Source organism: Pseudomonas fluorescens, assembly GCF_002837185.1.
Classification (GTDB): Bacteria; Pseudomonadota; Gammaproteobacteria; order Pseudomonadales; family Pseudomonadaceae; genus Aquipseudomonas; species Aquipseudomonas fluorescens_AM.
In genome coordinates this window covers 1-16,557 of record NZ_KZ478026.1, presented here as the reverse complement: position 1 = coordinate 16,557, position 16,557 = coordinate 1, and the positions used below count along the sequence as shown (strand labels likewise).

The 16,557-nt window shown below is 60.4% G+C and carries 10 protein-coding genes; 5 read left to right on the top strand and 5 right to left on the bottom strand.

Annotated elements, in window-relative coordinates; genetic code table 11:
• The first annotated feature begins 274 nt into the window (after positions 1-274).
• Complete coding sequence (locus CIB54_RS24855; RefSeq protein ID WP_101221245.1) at positions 275-2,371, top strand: putative bifunctional diguanylate cyclase/phosphodiesterase; 2,097 nt, start codon at positions 275-277, stop codon at positions 2,369-2,371.
• A 25-nt stretch (positions 2,372-2,396) separates the two neighbouring features.
• On the opposite strand, the gene CIB54_RS24850 is transcribed toward CIB54_RS24855, so the two are convergent.
• The 4 genes from CIB54_RS24850 to CIB54_RS24830 form a co-directional block, all read right to left on the bottom strand.
• Positions 2,397-4,238: an AAA family ATPase gene (locus tag CIB54_RS24850; protein ID WP_157829753.1), complete on the bottom strand. Its 1,842-nt coding sequence runs from the start codon at positions 4,236-4,238 to the stop codon at positions 2,397-2,399.
• 113 nt (positions 4,239-4,351) lie between these two features.
• Positions 4,352-5,761 carry a GntR family transcriptional regulator MpaR gene (gene mapR / locus CIB54_RS24845; protein ID WP_065950381.1) on the bottom strand — a complete coding sequence of 470 codons (1,410 nt, stop codon included), beginning with the start codon at positions 5,759-5,761 and terminating at the stop codon, positions 4,352-4,354.
• 95 nt (positions 5,762-5,856) lie between these two features.
• Positions 5,857-7,266 carry a cytochrome c oxidase accessory protein CcoG gene (gene ccoG / locus CIB54_RS24840; RefSeq protein ID WP_101221243.1) on the bottom strand — a complete coding sequence of 470 codons (1,410 nt, stop codon included), beginning with the start codon at positions 7,264-7,266 and terminating at the stop codon, positions 5,857-5,859.
• Between the two features lie 249 nt (positions 7,267-7,515).
• A complete protein-coding gene (locus CIB54_RS24830; protein WP_101221241.1) occupies positions 7,516-7,755 on the bottom strand; it encodes a DUF3203 family protein in 240 nt (79 codons plus the stop codon).
• Between the two features lie 121 nt (positions 7,756-7,876).
• Between CIB54_RS24830 and CIB54_RS24825 the strand changes: the two genes are divergently transcribed.
• Positions 7,877-8,368 carry an MgtC/SapB family protein gene (locus CIB54_RS24825; RefSeq protein ID WP_101221240.1) on the top strand — a complete coding sequence of 164 codons (492 nt, stop codon included), beginning with the start codon at positions 7,877-7,879 and terminating at the stop codon, positions 8,366-8,368.
• On the opposite strand, the gene CIB54_RS27520 is transcribed toward CIB54_RS24825, so the two are convergent.
• Complete coding sequence (locus CIB54_RS27520; RefSeq protein ID WP_163001629.1) at positions 8,346-8,522, bottom strand: hypothetical protein; 177 nt, start codon at positions 8,520-8,522, stop codon at positions 8,346-8,348. The genes CIB54_RS24825 and CIB54_RS27520 overlap by 23 nt on opposite strands.
• Positions 8,523-8,727: 205 nt before the next feature.
• Here CIB54_RS27520 and CIB54_RS24820 point away from each other — a divergent pair, with 205 nt between their 5' ends.
• The 3 genes from CIB54_RS24820 (at position 8,728) to glgB (ending at position 16,384) form a co-directional block, all read left to right on the top strand.
• Complete coding sequence (locus CIB54_RS24820) at positions 8,728-10,716, top strand: alpha-1,4-glucan--maltose-1-phosphate maltosyltransferase (protein ID WP_101221239.1); 1,989 nt, start codon at positions 8,728-8,730, stop codon at positions 10,714-10,716.
• An 86-nt stretch (positions 10,717-10,802) separates the two neighbouring features.
• Complete coding sequence (gene treS / locus CIB54_RS24815) at positions 10,803-14,150, top strand: maltose alpha-D-glucosyltransferase (RefSeq protein ID WP_101221238.1); 3,348 nt, start codon at positions 10,803-10,805, stop codon at positions 14,148-14,150.
• Entirely contained in the window at positions 14,147-16,384 is a 2,238-nt protein-coding gene (gene glgB, locus CIB54_RS24810; RefSeq protein ID WP_101221237.1) for a 1,4-alpha-glucan branching protein GlgB, read from the top strand. The genes treS and glgB overlap by 4 nt, the downstream gene beginning before the upstream one ends.
• Positions 16,385-16,557 lie beyond the last annotated feature (173 nt).

Genomic DNA, 16,557 nt, shown 5'->3' with positions numbered 1-16,557 from the left:
ACCGCTCTGTCACTTCAGATACAAGCGGACACGAAATAATTCACCCTTCGGCAGATTTTTTCTCACGGCGGGCACCGCATGCGTCAGCAGCGCCGCGAAAATGTGCGCGCTGTGCTGGGCAATCCAGCGTTGCACAGCGCCTGGCAAAGCCACTTATTTTGACCCTGGAAACTCGCCCGTATCCAGCAAGCAATTAATCACCTGTCCAGAAATATTCTCGCTACAATCCGCCGCTTTGCCACCCGGCCCGGGCTGTCAAACCGCGAGAAACCCCATGCTCACTGGTAGCTACACCACCTCCCTTGTCGTGATGTCCCTGTGTGTCGCCATCCTGGCGTCCTACACCGCGCTGGACCTGGCGGGCCGGATCGCCACCGCCCAGGGACGTACGGTTTATCTATGGATCACCGGGGGTGCCGTGGCGATGGGCGTAGGGGTGTGGTCGATGCACTTTATCGGCATGCTGGCCCTGCGCCTGCCGTTCGCCCTCGGTTTCGACCTGGACCTTACCGCGCTGTCATTGCTGATTGCCGTGTTATCCAGCGGGTTTGCGTTATGGCTGGTCAGCCAGCCGCGCCTGCCGGCCTGGCAACTGTCATTCGGCGCGTTGGTCATGGGCGCGGGCATCGCCAGCATGCACTACACCGGTATGGCCGCGATGCGCATGACGCCGGGCATTGATTACGATCCCGCATTGTTCGGCGCATCGTTATTGATCGCGGTGCTGGCTTGCGGCGCGGCGCTGTGGATCGCCTTCAACCTGCGCCGCCATACGCCTTATGTGCGCCTGGCGCGAAGTGGCGCGGCGGTGGTGATGGGCGTGGCTATCGTCGGCATGCATTACACCGGCATGGCCGCCGCGCGTTTTGCCGACGACAGCTTCTGCACCGCCGCACAGACCGGCTTGAGCGGCAAGGGCCTGGATAACCTGGTGCTGGTGACTTCGCTGGCCGTGCTGGTCATCGCCCTGTTGACCTCGCTGCTCGACGCCCGGCTGGAAGCGCGTACCGCCGTGCTGGCTGACTCCCTGACCCTGGCCAACCAGGAACTGACCCACCTGGCCCTGCACGACATGCTCACCGGCCTGCCCAATCGCACGCTGCTGGCAGACCGAATTCAACAAGGTATCCAGGCGGTGAAGGAGCAGGGCGGTTGCTTTGCGCTGATGTTTATCGACCTGGATGGCTTCAAGCCGGTCAACGATGCCTTTGGTCACCACATGGGTGACCAGTTGCTGCGCGAGGTCGGCCTGCGCTTGCGCGAGGACCTGCGCAGCCAGGACACCTTGGCGCGCATCGGCGGTGACGAGTTTGTATTGATGGTGCAATTGACCCAGCCGGACGACGCCATGGGCCTGGCCGAACGCCAGGTCGGCCTGATCAACCGTGCATTCACGGTCGCCGAACACGAGCTGAAAATCTCCGCCAGCATCGGCATTGCCATCTTCCCGGGCAACGGTAGCAACCCCCAGGAGCTGTTGATGAATGCCGATGCGGCGATGTACCACGCCAAGGGCATGGGCAAGAACGGCTACCGGTTCTTCGATGTGTCGATGAACACCAACGCGCGCAAACAGCTGCAGTTATTGCAGGACCTGCGCAACGCTCTGGACAACGCGCAATTTCGTTTGTACTACCAGCCCAAGTTCGACGCGATCAGCGGCGTTGCGGTAGGGGCAGAGGCGCTGTTGCGCTGGGAGCATCCACAGCAAGGCCTGTTGCTGCCGGCCACGTTCATTGAACTGGCGGAAAAAACCGGGCTGATCATTCCCATCGGCGAGTGGGTACTCGATGAAGCCTGTCGCCAGATGCGCCTGTGGTACGCCCAGGGCTACGAAGACTGGCGCATTGCGGTGAACCTGTCGGCGTTGCAGTTCTGCCACGCCGGGCTGGTCGCCAGCGTGGCCGCCGCCCTTGAGCGGCACCAATTGCCGGCCAACAGCCTGACCCTGGAGATCACCGAAACCACCGCCATGAGCGATGCAGACGCGAGCATGACGGTGTTGCAACGGCTCTCGGACATGGGCGTCGACCTGTCCATCGATGACTTCGGCACCGGCTATTCCAGCCTGATGTACCTCAAGCGCCTGCCGGCCAATGAGCTGAAGATCGACCGTGGTTTCGTGCGCGACCTGGAGCACGACAGCGACGACGCCGCCATCGTGTCGGCCATCGTTGCGCTGGGCCAGGCCCTGGGTTTGCGGATCGTCGCCGAAGGCGTGGAAACCGATGCGCAGCAGCGCTTCCTGACCCGCCTGGGCTGTAACTCGCTGCAAGGCTATCTGCTGGGCCATCCGCTGCCGGCCGACGGGTTCATGGCCGATATCCAGCGCGCCCAGGGCGCGCAGGCGCCTGACAAGGGCCGTGCGTAACGAGTCATAGGGAAAAAGCGCGCACCTAGTGATGCTTGGTTAGCGTGATTCTGTCCACCAGCTCAGTTATTCTTTCTCGCAAATCAAGGATGTCGAGGTTGGCATCCTTGGCGCATATAAAGTTGGCAATTTTAACTTTGTCGGCTTTTTTGAATAAGACGTCATCTGTTCGCGTGAAATACAGCGGATGGACAAAAGCGTTGGACGCTGGCCGGTCTTTGAATGTTGAGGCGTAGGTGCTCTTCAAGGCATCCAGTACGCTCTCCGGGTCCAAGTAGTTTTCAATTTCTCTACCGGCGGTGATCCAGCATAAGTCACTATGGGTGTCGTACTGATTATTCTCGAGCGTCTGTTGAATCCTGGTTTTGGTGAGGTTGATGGGGTCGTCTGCCGTTTTTTTGTCGCTGTCGATAACAAAGGCCAAGTGGCGATTGAGTTTTTTAACATCGATCAGGGCTTTGATATCTTCGCTCGCATCCTCCGCTTCATCTGCGCTGAGGTGGCTTAAAAGTCTTCCGCCGTAAAACATGATGGAGTAGTCAATGCCTTCCTTGATCTCGATGTTGTGTTCGGCGGTGTAGTGTTTTATCCAGTGTTTCAAGTAGATTCGGTCCGACGGGCCTTCTACCCATATCACAAAATTTGACTGAAGTATGTCAGATGCTTTATAGCCGAGGTTCTGAATGGCGCTGAATTTTGATGAGGCGCAGAACGCATGGGAAATAGAGGTCTCGTCAGTCGCGGAGTACGAGCCGTCTTGATGCATTGTCTTCTGGGTCCTGACATGAAAGACCGAGGCGTTACTCATGTCCATAATCGAGGCGGAGTGAGTCGCGATAAAATATTGATTTGTCGTTTCGTCGAGGAGGTATTGCATTAGCCTGCGCTGCAATGTGGGGTGCAAATGAAGCTCGGGCTCTTCAATACAGATGATTTGATGCTCCATTAAAGTGCAGGAGGCGGCGATGATGATAATCTCGTGCAAGCCCGTCCCTAGCAGATGCAAGGGAAGCATTTTGCCATCGATTTTCACCGATATATTCAGCTTGTGTGAGATATGGATCTGCGCCGAGTCGTTGCGAAGCACAGATTTTAAAAGCTTGTTTAGTTTGTTGAAGTCGGCGTGGGTTTGCAGTCCATGCGTGTCGGGGAGCTGAAGCTCAAAGATTTTATTTATAAGGCCTGCGCCGGAGTGTTGGTCGGTGACGCTTTCGTCCTTGGTTATCTTTCGCAGCGCGGGAATAAGTATGGGTTGTTTTTTTATTTTTACATTGACGCCTTCAAGCAGACGTTCCATCCAACGCTCAACCGTATTGTGCGGGCCGGGCGTGTGGTCTTTCCCGTAGGATGCCTTCACGATGTCATGGATGCGCTGCGCGACAGTTACTGGAATGCTGGCGGCCGCGGTATTGATATTGGTTTGCAAGGGCCGTCGTGTGTTGTTGTCAGTTTTATAGGGGCTGACCCACACCCATCCGTTGTCACTCAAGGGCGCGAGGAGTTGCTTGCAGGTGGCGATAAAGTCTGGGTGGCTGGAATGTTCTGAAAGGCTGGAACTGGAGGTTGATGTAAACTCCAGGAGTTCACGCACGGAACAGCCGACACCCAGTGAAGGGTGCGCGTTGTTGGTGTTGATATTAATGTCCAGACCCGACAACTTCAGGAAGGGATCTTTGTCGCTACGTCTCGAGGGCGGGTCAAGGTGCCTGCCATGTTCCGATATGAAGTTGAGAATTATAGATTTGCCTGAGTTGTTCTCACCCACAAAGAAATTGAATCTGCCAAAGGGTGCCATCTTTTGCAGGGTGTTGCCCACGCCTCTGTAGTTAGACAGTGCCAATCCTTTTAGAATAATCGGGTCGTTCATCCTTACCTCCATGTTAGCGACGATAGCTGGCATGCCGCGCGGGCACGCGGGCAGCAGAAGAAGCCAGGGTTTCGACTTTATTAGGGGTAAGGGCGAAAAGCCACTATTCGTTATCAAAACGAGCGCACAATCCGCCCCAGCGTCTCCATCGCCTTCTCCGATGCTTCGGTCCACGGGCTACCGTAGTTCAAGCGGATGCAGTTGCGAAAGCGTCGGGTCGCCGAAAAGATCGGCCCCGGCGCGATGCTGATGCCTTGCGCCAGGGCCATCTGGAACAGCTTCAATGAATCGGTTTGCTCCGGCAGTTCCAGCCACAGGAAATACCCGCCGGCCGGCTGGCTGACGCGGGTCTGCGCCGGGAAGTAACGGGCGATGGCGGCGAGCATCGCGCTTTGCTGTTCTTCCAGGGCGTAGCGCAGTTTGCGCAGGTGCCGATCGTAGCCGCCGTGTTGCAGGTAGTCGGCAATCGCGGCCTGGGCCGGCATCGACGGGCACAGCGATGTCATCAGTTTCAGGCGCTCGACCTTCTGCGCGAAGCGACCGGCCGCCACCCAGCCAACGCGGTAACCTGGCGCCAGGCTCTTGGCAAAGGAGCCGCAGTGCATCACCAGCCCCTCGGTGTCGAAGGCCTTGGCTGGTTTTGGCGCGTGTTGCCCGTAGTACAGCTCGGCATAAACATCGTCTTCGATCAGCGGTACCTGGTGGCCGCGCAGCAGTTCCACCAGGGCCTGTTTTTTTTCTTCCGGTACCGTCGCGCCCATCGGGTTCTGGAAGCTGGTCATGGTCCAGCAGGCTTTGATCGGGTAACGCGATAGGCTTTGCGCCAGGGCGTTGAGGTCGATGCCGTCGCGCGGATGCACGGGGATTTCCACAGCCTTGAGTTTCAAGCGCTCGAGCACTTGCAGGCAGGCATAAAACGCCGGGGCCTCGATCGCCACCAGGTCGCCGGGCTCGGTCACGGCTTGCAGGCACAGGTTCAGCGCTTCGAGGGCGCCATTGGTGATCAGCAGTTCTTCCATGGGCAGCATCAGGCCGCCGACCATGTAGCGCAGCGCAATCTGGCGGCGCAGTTGCGGGTTGCCGGGAGACATGTCGGTGACCACCAGGCGCGGGTCCATCTCGCGGCTGGCACTGGCCAGGGAGCGGGCCAGGCGCGGCAGCGGGAACAGCATCGGGCTGGGGAAGGCCGAACCGAAGGGCACGGTGTTCGGGTCCTTGATCGAATCCAGCACTGAAAACACCAGTTCACTCACATCGACTTCGGTGGATTCGTGCACCTGCTCGCTCACTACCGGCTCGGAGAACGGGCTGGGCGCGTGGGCATTGACGAAGTAGCCGGAGCGCGGCCGCGCGCGGATCAGGCCGCGTCGCTCCAGCAGGTAGTAGGCCTGGAATACCGTGGACGGGCTGACGCCGTAAGTCTGGCTGGCGTAGCGCACCGAGGGCACGCGCTGGCCGGGGCCAAGCACGCCCGAGCGGATCAGTTCTGCGATGTCATCGGCGAATTTTTCGTAGCGTTTCATGGGGAGCCTTGAACAGTTTTCAGTGTATGCGCCGGGCCAATGTGGGAGGGGGCTTGCCCCCTCCCACATTGGCACTCTATACATTCAGGGGATTATCAGCGGTTCAGTGGTGCGACGAAACGGCTGTCGGCAACGCTGTAAATCCACGGCTCATCCACATCCATCACCTTGAAGCGCAAGGTCTGTGAGCTGCTCGCCGGTGTGTCCGCCAGCAGGGCTACCGAGACCGGCACATTCACGATTTCCCCCGGCGCCAGGCTGATTCGGGTCTCGCCCTGCAACCGGAAACCTTCGGCGTCCACCAGCGCCAGGCGATAATCCTGGTGCTGCTGAGTCTTGTTGATGACCTTGAGGCTGTAGATGTTTTCGATCAAGCCCTCGCTGTTCTCGCGGAACAGGCCCCGGTCCTTGGTCACGTCCAGCGAGACCATCGGCCGTTCGACCAGGGCCAGCACCAACGCGGCGATCATGACCAGCAGCACGGCACTGTAGCCGATCAGGCGCGGCCGTAGCAGCCGGGTCTTGCCACCTTGCAGTTGATGTTCGCTGGTATAGCTCACCAGGCCACGGGCATAACCCATTTTGTCCATGATCGAATCGCACGCGTCGATGCACGCCGCGCAACCGATGCATGCCATTTGCAGGCCGTCGCGGATATCGATGCCGGTGGGGCACACTTGCACGCACAGCTGGCAGTCGATGCAATCGCCGAGGCCGACATCCGCCGATCTGACCTCGCGTCTACGCGGGCCACGGCGCTCGCCACGGGCGGCGTCATAGGCAACGGCCAGGGTATCCTTATCGAACATCACGCTTTGGAAGCGCGCGTACGGGCACATGTGCATGCACACCGCTTCGCGCAGCCAGCCGGCGTTGAGGTAGGTGGCCGCGGTAAAGAACAGCACCCAGAACAGACTGACGCCGCCCAGTTGCCAGGTCAGCAGTTCAGCGGCCAACGGGCGGATGGGCGTGAAATAGCCGACAAAGGTCAGCCCGGTCAGCACGCTGATGCCCAGCCACAGTGTGTGTTTGGCCGAACGCCGTGCCAGCTTGTTCAGGCCCCACGGCGCGGCGTGCAATTTGATGCGTTGGTTACGCTCGCCTTCGCTGATTTTTTCGCACCACATGAACAGCCAGGTGAACACGCTTTGCGGGCAGGTGTAACCACACCACACACGGCCGGCGAACACCGTGACCGCAAACAGGCCAAAGGCGCAGATGATCAGCAGTGCCGACAACAGGATGAAGTCCTGGGGCCAGAACGTTGCGCCGAAAATATGGAATTTGCTCTCGGCCAGATCCCACAGTACTGCCTGGCGCCCGCCCCAGTTCAGCCACACGGTGCCGAAAAAAGCGAGGAACAGCAAAGCGCCACCGCTCATGCGCAAGGTGCGGTAAAGGCCGGTGAAGCTGCGGGTATGGATCAGGTTATCGCGGGCTGCGGCCTTCACCTTCTTCGGATGAATGGGCTCAAAAGTTTCCACGGTGGGGATTCGTTCGCTCATGGTCATTCGCTCATCAGCCTCGATCAGGCGGATGAACTATGCGCGGCGTGCTGTTTGCGTAACAGACTCAGGTTGGCGGTTAAAAAGCGGATCAGATGGGCAATCCGAGCCTTGATGCGAGACCTTGCAGGCGCGAACTTGCTCGCGAAAAACTCACAGGCACCGCGTTGATTCAGAAAGCACGCGTTATCGTTGACGTTTTTCGCGAGCAAGCTCGCTCCTACAGAGGCATCAGGGCATACAGATCAATTAAATGACCGAACCCGGTTCGTCGGCCTTCACATGCTGACGCCCGTCATGGGCGCCCGCGACGGTCAGTGCATCGGCCTCGGCCTCGGTGATGTAGATCCGTTCAGCCGCCAGTTCCACGTACGACATGGACTTCTCGGTATCGGTCACGACAGTGACGCGGGTCGCGGGCACACTCTGTTCCTGGCCATTGTCATTAAGCGTGAAATAGCACAGTTGGTTGTCGATACGGATAGACATACCGGTCTCCTTTTCATGGGCTCTGATCATTTAGGAGCCAACCAGGCGTGAGGGTTCCACGCAACTGACTGACGGTCGCCGCTGTCCATCCTTTATCAATAATCACAAAAGGGCAGCATCCATGGACGCTTGGCTAGAGGAAGCGTGGCAAACCCTGCAGGCTGAGTTTGCCGATATCGGCGACGCCAGGCAGCTCACTCAGATTACGGTGCGCCTGCTGATGGCCGCGATCCTCGGTGGCATCCTGGGGTTTGAACGCGAGAGCAAGGGCAAAGCCGCTGGCGTGCGCACCCATATGCTGGTGGCGCTGGGCGCCGCACTGTTCGTGATGGTGCCGCAGATGTCCGGCAATCAGGCTGATGCGATGAGCCGGGTGGTGCAAGGCGTGATTGCCGGGATCGGCTTCCTGGGGGCCGGCACCATTATCAAGGGCAAGGATGAGGACGCCGGCCACGTCAAAGGCCTGACCACCGCCGCCGGACTGTGGATGACCGCTGCGATTGGGGTCTCGGCCGGTTTGGGTCGGGAATCGACAGCGGTCCTGAGTACGTTGCTGGCCTTGGTGGTGTTCAGTGTGATGCCGAAGATCGTCAGGCGTTTCGAGAAGGACTGACGATAACCGGCGGCATGGTGGTGGGTGGTTCCTGCACCGGTGGCGGCTCGTTCTCCGGCGGTTCCTGTTCCGGAATCGGCGCAGGCTCGGTGGGTGGCAGGGTCGGGTTGTCGATATTCGGATCGGGCGTCTCTGCCGGGATCGGGATAGTCATGGGTGTGGCCTCCTTTGTGCTTTGCTCTATCGGTGGACAGCCCCGGGAGGGAATTGATTCCCCGCCCGGTGGCGACATATCCGCCTGAACTTTTGCCCGCAGCCCAGGCTCGGACCTAATACGGGCCTGCTCAGGGAGTGCGCCGCCATCTTACGAATTCGGATCAAGCACAGAGCGTCCACTGGGCGTAAGGGGAATATGCTCGATGACTGCTGAAACACTGGTTCCAGAACATTCTTTGTTGCCGTTGTCCCAGGCACTGCTGTTACCCAGAATCGCCATTGAAAGCACCATGCCGGTGATCGACGGTGGTGAATTTGCCGTCAAGGCGGTGGTGGGCCAGCAGGTCAATGCCACCAGTAAAGTATTCGCCGACGGTCATGACAAGCTGGCGGTGTTGGTGCGCTGGCGCCCGCTCGGGCAGGAAAACTGGCACAGCGTGGTCATGAATGATGTGGGCAACAACGGCTGGGAAGGTGCATTTACCGTCACCACCCAAGGGCCCCACGAGTTTTGCATTGAGGCCTGGATCGATACCTTCGCCAGCTTCTGCTATGAGCTGCGTAAAAAGCATGAAGCCGGGGTGCCGGTCAGCCTGGAGCTGCAGGAAGGCCGCAGCCTGGTGTTGCAGGCCGCCGAGCGCAGTGACAACGAGTTGCGTGACCGCTTGATGCTGCTGCACCACGAACTCTCCGGCCTGCTGGAAACCGAGCAGGTTGCGCAGTTCCTGCACGAAGACAGTGCACACCTGATGACCCAGGCCGACCACCGCGCCTATTTGAGCATCAGCACGGTCTACCCGATCGACGTGGAGCGCGAGCGTGCCCAGTTCGCCAGCTGGTACGAGCTGTTTCCCCGCTCGATCACCGATGATCCGGCCCGTCATGGCACGTTCAACGATGTGCATTCACGCCTGTCGATGATCCACGACATGGGGTTTGACGTGTTGTATTTCCCGCCGATCCACCCCATCGGCCGCAGTCATCGCAAGGGCAAGAACAACTCCCTCACCGCCGGTCCCGATGATCCTGGCAGCCCTTATGCAATCGGCAGCGAGGAGGGCGGGCACGAGGCGATTCACCCGCAGTTGGGCAGCCGCGAGGATTTCCGCCGCCTGGTCAAGGCCGCCGCCGACCACGGCCTGGAAATCGCCCTGGATTTCGCCATCCAGTGCTCCCAGGACCACCCGTGGCTCAAACAGCATCCGGGTTGGTTCAACTGGCGCCCGGACGGCACGATCAAATACGCGGAAAACCCACCGAAGAAGTACCAGGACATCGTCAACGTCGACTTCTATGCGGCGGATGCGATTCCCGGCTTGTGGACCGAACTGCGCGACATCGTGGTGGGCTGGGTGGAAGAGGGCGTGAAGACCTTTCGCGTGGACAACCCGCACACCAAGCCGCTGCCGTTCTGGCAGTGGCTGATCAGCGATGTGCGTCGCCAATACCCGGAGGTTATCTTCCTGGCCGAAGCCTTTACCACCCCGGCCATGATGGCGCGCCTGGGCAAGGTCGGTTATTCCCAGAGCTACACCTATTTCACCTGGCGCAATACCAAGGCCGAACTGAGTGAGTATTTCACCCAGTTGAACCAGTCGCCGTGGCGCGAGTGCTACCGCCCCAATTTCTTCGTCAATACGCCGGACATCAACCCGGGCTTCCTGCATGAGTGCGGCCGGGCGGGCTTCTTGATCCGCGCCGCGCTGGCCACCATGGGCTCGGGCCTGTGGGGCATGTACTCCGGGTTCGAACTGTGCGAGTCCGCACCGGTGCCGGGCAAGGAGGAGTACCTGGATTCGGAGAAATACGAGATCCGCCCTCGCGACTTCACCGCGCCCGGCAACATCATTGCCGAGATCGCCCAGCTCAACCGTATCCGTCGTCAGAACCCGGCGTTGCAGACGCACCTGGGGCTCAAGCTCTACAACGCCTGGAACGACAACATCCTGTACTTCGGCAAGCGCAGCGAGGACGGCAGCAATTTCGTGCTGGTGGCCGTCAACCTCGACCCGCATAACGCCCAGGAGGCGCACTTCGAGTTGCCGCTGTGGGAGATGGGCTTGCCGGACGATGCCCAGACCCAGGGTGAAGACTTGATGAACGGCCATCGCTGGACCTGGTACGGCAAGGACCAGTGGACCCGGCTGGAGCCGCAGATGCCGTTCGGGATCTGGCGCATCACTGCTTCCTAAACGACTGGAGAACAGAGTGTGGGAGGGGACAAGCCCCCCCTCCCGCATTGATCGCATTTGCGTCTGCAGCATTTCAGGAGTTTCCAATGGCGAAGAAACCCAAGGCAGCCACCTTTATCCAAGACCCGCTCTGGTACAAGGACGCGGTGATCTATCAGGTGCACGTCAAATCCTATTTTGACTCCAACAATGATGGCATTGGTGACTTTCCCGGGCTGATCGCCAAGCTCGACTACATTGCCGACCTGGGCGTCAACACCATCTGGCTGTTGCCGTTCTACCCCTCGCCACGCCGCGATGACGGCTACGACATCGCCGAATACCGTGGCGTCCACAGCGACTACGGGACCATGGCCGATGCCAGGCGCTTCATCGCCGAGGCCCACAAACGCGGACTGCGCGTGATTACCGAACTGGTAATCAACCACACCTCCGACCAGCACCCGTGGTTCCAGCGCGCCCGCAAGGCCAAACCGGGCTCGGCGGCGCGGGACTTCTACGTCTGGTCCGATGACGACCAGAAATACGACGGTACGCGGATCATTTTCCTCGACACCGAGAAGTCCAACTGGACCTGGGACCCGGTGGCCGGCCAGTACTTCTGGCACCGTTTCTATTCGCACCAGCCGGACCTGAACTTCGACAACCCGCAGGTCATGAAGGCCGTGCTGTCGGTGATGCGCTATTGGCTCGACCTGGGCATCGACGGCCTGCGCCTCGACGCGATTCCGTACCTGATCGAGCGTGACGGCACCAACAATGAGAACCTGCCTGAGACCCACGGGGTGCTCAAGCAGATCCGCGCTGAAATCGACGCGAATTATCCTGATCGCATGCTGCTGGCCGAAGCCAACCAGTGGCCGGAAGACACACAACTCTACTTCGGTGACCGCAAAGGCGACGATGGCGATGAATGCCACATGGCTTTCCACTTCCCGTTGATGCCGCGCATGTACATGGCCCTGGCCCAGGAAGATCGCTTCCCCATCACCGACATCCTGCGCCAGACCCCGGAAATTCCGGCCAATTGCCAGTGGGCAATCTTCCTGCGCAACCACGATGAACTGACCCTGGAAATGGTCACCGACAAAGAGCGCGACTACCTGTGGAACTACTACGCCGCAGATCGCCGTGCGCGCATCAACCTCGGCATCCGCCGGCGCCTCGCGCCGTTGGTGGAGCGTGACCGGCGGCGCGTGGAACTGCTCAACAGCCTGTTGCTGTCGATGCCTGGCACGCCGACCCTCTATTACGGCGACGAAATCGGCATGGGCGACAACATTTATCTGGGCGACCGCGATGGCGTGCGTACGCCGATGCAATGGTCCATCGACCGCAATGGCGGCTTCTCCCGCGCCGACCCGGCCAGCCTGGTATTGCCGCCGATCATGGACGCGCAGTACGGCTACCAGTCGGTCAACGTCGAAACCCAGGCCCAGGACCCGCATTCATTGCTGAACTGGACGCGGCGCATGCTGGCTGTGCGCAAGCAGTCCAAGGCGTTTGGTCGCGGCAGCCTGAAAATGCTGTCGCCGAGCAATCGCCGCATCCTGGCGTATACCCGTGAGTACACCGGGGAGGACGGTCGCAGCGAAATCATCCTGTGCGTGGCCAACGTCTCGCGCAGCGCCCAGGCGGCGGAACTGGACCTGTCGGCATTCGCCGGGATGGTGCCGGTGGAGATGCTGGGCGGTAACGCATTCCCGCCCATCGGCCAATTGAATTTCCTGCTGACCCTGGCGCCCTATGGCTTTTATTGGTTCGTGCTGGCGGCGGAAAACCAGATGCCCAGCTGGCATGTGGAACCGGCCCAGAGCATTCCCGACTTCACGACATTGGTGTTGAAAAAACGTATGGAAGAGTTGCTCGAAGAACCCTGTCGCACCACCCTGGAACACACTTCGTTGCCGGCCTGGCTGCCCAAGCGCCGCTGGTTTGCCGGCAAGGACGCCACCATCGACAGCGTGCACATTGCCTACGGCGTGCGCTTTGGCGATGAGCAGCACCCGGTGCTGCTCAGCGAGATCGACGTCACCAGCGCGGGGCAGACCAGCCGCTATCAGTTGCCGTTCGGTTTCCTCGGCGAAGACCAGCTCACCAGCGCCTTGCCGCAGCAACTGGCATTGGCGCGGGTACGGCGTAGCCGCCAGGTGGGGCTGGTTACCGACGCGTTCAGCCTCGAGCATTTTGTCCGCAGTGTGATTCAAGGCATGCAGGCCGCTACCGTGCTCAATTGCAGCGAGGGTGACCTGCGCTTCGAAGCGACCCCGCACCTGGCCGCCTTGCAACTGACCGATGAATCAGCGGTGCGCTACCTGTCTGCCGAGCAGTCCAACAGTTCGGTGGTGGTCGGCGAGAGCCTGGTGCTCAAGCTGATCCGCAAAGTCAGCGCCGGGGTCCACCCGGAACTGGAAATGAGCGCCTATCTGACCGAAGCCGCCTACCCGAACATTTCGCCGCTGATGGGCTCGATGAGCCGGCGCGACGCACAGGGCCAGGACAGCCTGCTGATGATTGCCCAGGGCTATCTGAGCAACCAGGGCGATGCCTGGAGCTGGACCCAGAACAACCTCGAGCGGGCCATTCGCGACGAGTTGGCCGAAGCGATTTCCGAACAGGAGCAGCACTACAACGCCCTCGGCGAGCTGGCGGATTTCGCCGGCCTGTTGGGGCAGCGACTGGGTGAGATGCACGTGGTGCTGGGCGCGCCCACCCAGAACAAGGACTTCAAGCCCGAAGTCACCTCGGCCAGGGACACCCAGGCCTGGGCCAAGGACGTGGGCGCGCAGATCGAGCGTGCCTTGCACCTGCTCAAACTAAATCAAAGCCAGTTGAACCCCGCCGATCAGGCACTGGTCAGTGAATTACTGGCGCAGAAAAAAGCCATCGGCAGCCACGTCCAGGCATTGGCGAAAGCCACGCTGGGCGGATTACGCATTCGCGTCCACGGTGACTTGCACCTGGGCCAGGTATTGGTCGTCAAGGGCGACGCTTATTTGATCGACTTTGAAGGCGAGCCGGCGCGACCGCTGCATGAACGGCGTGGCAAGCACAGCCCGTACAAGGATGTCAGCGGGGTGTTGCGCTCCTTCGATTACGCGGCGGCCATGGCCCTGAATGTGCAGGGGGTTGATCATTCGCCGCAAGCGCAGGCCTCGCGGCGACGCGTGACCGAGCGCTACCTGAGTGAAGCGCGCCAGGCATTTACCCAGGCTTATCAGGCCGCGACGGCTACACTGGCGCATGACTGGCAGGATGCCAACGGCCAGGACGCCGCGCTGACCTTGTTCAGCCTGGAGAAGGCCGCGTATGAAGTGGCCTACGAAGCGGAAAATCGCCCGAGCTGGTTGCCGGTGCCCTTGCAAGGGTTGCACGGTTTGCTCAGCGGGCTTACACCTGAATCGACAACTGCACGCGGTGGGGAGACGTCATGAGTTTTACGCATAGAGAACCGCTGCAGCCCAAGTTGACTGCAATGCCGGTGTCCAAGGACGTCGAAGCGCTGGTGCGTGCCGAGCACCACGATCCATTCTCGATCCTTGGGCCGCACGATGATGAACAGGGCGGGCAATTTATCCGCGCATTCCTGCCTGAAGCCCTGAGTGTCCAGGTCCTGGCGCGTGACAGTGGCGAGCCAATCGGCAGCCTTGACGCGACCCAGGTGCCGGGCCTGTTCGTCGGGCACTTTGGCACGCGCCAGGATTACCTGCTGAAAATCCAGTGGGCCGGCGGCGAGCAAATCACCGAAGACCCGTATAGCTTCAGTCAATTGCTGCTGGGTGAAATGGACCTGTACCTGTTTGCCGAAGGCAACCACCGTGACCTGGGCAATTGCCTGGGCGCCCAGGTCACCACGGTGGACGGTGTGCAGGGCGTACGGTTTGCCGTGTGGGCGCCGAACGCCCGACGCGTTTCGGTGGTCGGCGACTTCAACATCTGGGACGGTCGCCGTCACCCGATGCGCCTGCGCCATCCCTCAGGCGTATGGGAAATCTTCATCCCGCGCCTGCAACCGGGCGCGGCCTACAAATATGAAATTCTTGGCGCTCACGGCATCCTGCCGCTCAAGGCCGACCCGATGGCCCTGGCCACCCAACTGCCGCCGGATACTGCCTCGAAAGTCGCCGCGCCGTTGCAAGTGGACTGGCGGGACCATGAGTGGATGCAGGCGCGTGGCGACAAACAGAAATCCACCGCGCCGCTGTCGATCTATGAGTTGCACGTCGGGTCCTGGCAGTGCGAGCTGGACGAGGCCGGCGAAGTGTCACGCCAATACGGCTGGCGCGAACTGGTCGAGCGGCTGATTCCCTACGTGCAGCAACTGGGCTTCACGCACATCGAACTGATGCCGATCATGGAGCATCCTTTCGGCGGTTCCTGGGGCTATCAGGCCTTGTCCCAGTTCGCGCCAAGCGCACGCTTTGGCTCGCCGGAAGATTTCGCCTACTTCGTCGACGCCTGCCACCTTGCGGATATCGGCGTGATCCTCGACTGGGTGCCGGCGCACTTTCCTACCGACACCCACGGCCTGGCGCAATTCGACGGCACTGCGTTGTACGAATACGCCAACCCGCTGGAGGGATTTCACCAGGACTGGGACACGCTGATCTACAACCTGGGCCGCACCGAAGTGCACGGTTTCATGCTGGCGTCGGCGCTGCACTGGCTCAAGCACTTCCATATCGACGGCCTGCGCGTGGACGCGGTGGCCTCGATGCTGTATCGCGACTATTCACGCAAAGCCGGTGAATGGGTGCCCAACCGCCACGGCGGCCGGGAAAACCTGGAAGCCATCGATTTCCTGCGCCATCTGAACGACGTGGTCGCGCTGGAAGCGCCGGGCGCGCTGGTGATTGCCGAGGAATCCACTGCGTGGCCAGGTGTGAGTCAAAGCACCCAGCAAGGTGGCCTGGGCTTCAACTACAAATGGAACATGGGCTGGATGCATGACTCACTGCATTACATCCAGCAAGACCCGGTGTACCGTGCCCATCATCACAACGAACTGAGTTTTGGCCTGGTGTATGCCTGGTCCGAGCGGTTTATCCTGCCGATTTCCCATGATGAGGTGGTGCACGGCAAGCACTCGCTGATAGACAAGATGCCTGGCGACCGCTGGCAGAAATTCGCCAACTTGCGCGCCTACCTGAGTTTCATGTGGATGCATCCGGGCAAGAAACTGCTGTTCATGGGCTGCGAGTTCGGTCAGTGGCGCGAGTGGAATCACGACCAGCAACTGGACTGGTACCTGCTGCAATACCCGGAACACCGTGGGGTGCAAAAGCTGGTGGGCGACCTGAACCGCTTGTACCGCGAGGAACCGGCGCTGCACGAGCAGGACGACGCGCCCCAGGGCTTTCAGTGGCTGATTGGCGATGACGCCATCAACAGCGTCTACGCCTGGCTGCGCTGGAGCAAGGACGGCAAGCCGGTGCTGGTGGTCGCCAACTTCACCCCGGTGCCGCGTGAGGCCTACGCCGTCGGCGTACCGTTTGCCGGGCGCTGGAGCGAAGTGATCAACAGTGATGCCGACATGTATGCCGGGTCCAACTACGGTAATGGCGGTGCGGTACAGACCGTGGATGAACCTCGTCACGGGCAACCGGCGTCGCTGTCGTTGAACCTGCCTCCCTTGGGCGTGCTGATTCTGCGACCACAAGAGGCATAGGTATCTACAAAACGCTGCAACGCCAAAACGTAACCACGATGCGAAGCGAGTCGCTCTTGATCTTGATCTTGATCTGCTTTTGATCCTAGGCGCCCCGTTAAACCACGCTGGCCGAACGCAGGCTTGAATCCGTGGGTAACCCGGCAGGACGCCGGGTTAGCCGCACTGGGCCA

Excerpts from the sequence above, each read along its gene's own strand:
- CIB54_RS24825 (WP_101221240.1), top strand. The coding sequence starts at position 7,877 with ATGGACGCTTGGCTAGAGGAAGCGTGGCAAACCCTGCAGGCTGAGTTT.
- CIB54_RS24830 (WP_101221241.1), bottom strand. The coding sequence starts at position 7,755 with ATGTCTATCCGTATCGACAACCAACTGTGCTATTTCACGCTTAATGAC.
- CIB54_RS27520 (WP_163001629.1), bottom strand. The coding sequence starts at position 8,522 with ATGACTATCCCGATCCCGGCAGAGACGCCCGATCCGAATATCGACAAC.
- CIB54_RS24855 (WP_101221245.1), top strand. The coding sequence starts at position 275 with ATGCTCACTGGTAGCTACACCACCTCCCTTGTCGTGATGTCCCTGTGT.
- glgB (WP_101221237.1), top strand. The coding sequence starts at position 14,147 with ATGAGTTTTACGCATAGAGAACCGCTGCAGCCCAAGTTGACTGCAATG.
- ccoG (WP_101221243.1), bottom strand. The coding sequence starts at position 7,266 with ATGAGCGAACGAATCCCCACCGTGGAAACTTTTGAGCCCATTCATCCG.
- treS (WP_101221238.1), top strand. The coding sequence starts at position 10,803 with ATGGCGAAGAAACCCAAGGCAGCCACCTTTATCCAAGACCCGCTCTGG.
- CIB54_RS24850 (WP_157829753.1), bottom strand. The coding sequence starts at position 4,238 with ATGAACGACCCGATTATTCTAAAAGGATTGGCACTGTCTAACTACAGA.
- CIB54_RS24820 (WP_101221239.1), top strand. The coding sequence starts at position 8,728 with ATGACTGCTGAAACACTGGTTCCAGAACATTCTTTGTTGCCGTTGTCC.
- mapR (WP_065950381.1), bottom strand. The coding sequence starts at position 5,761 with ATGAAACGCTACGAAAAATTCGCCGATGACATCGCAGAACTGATCCGC.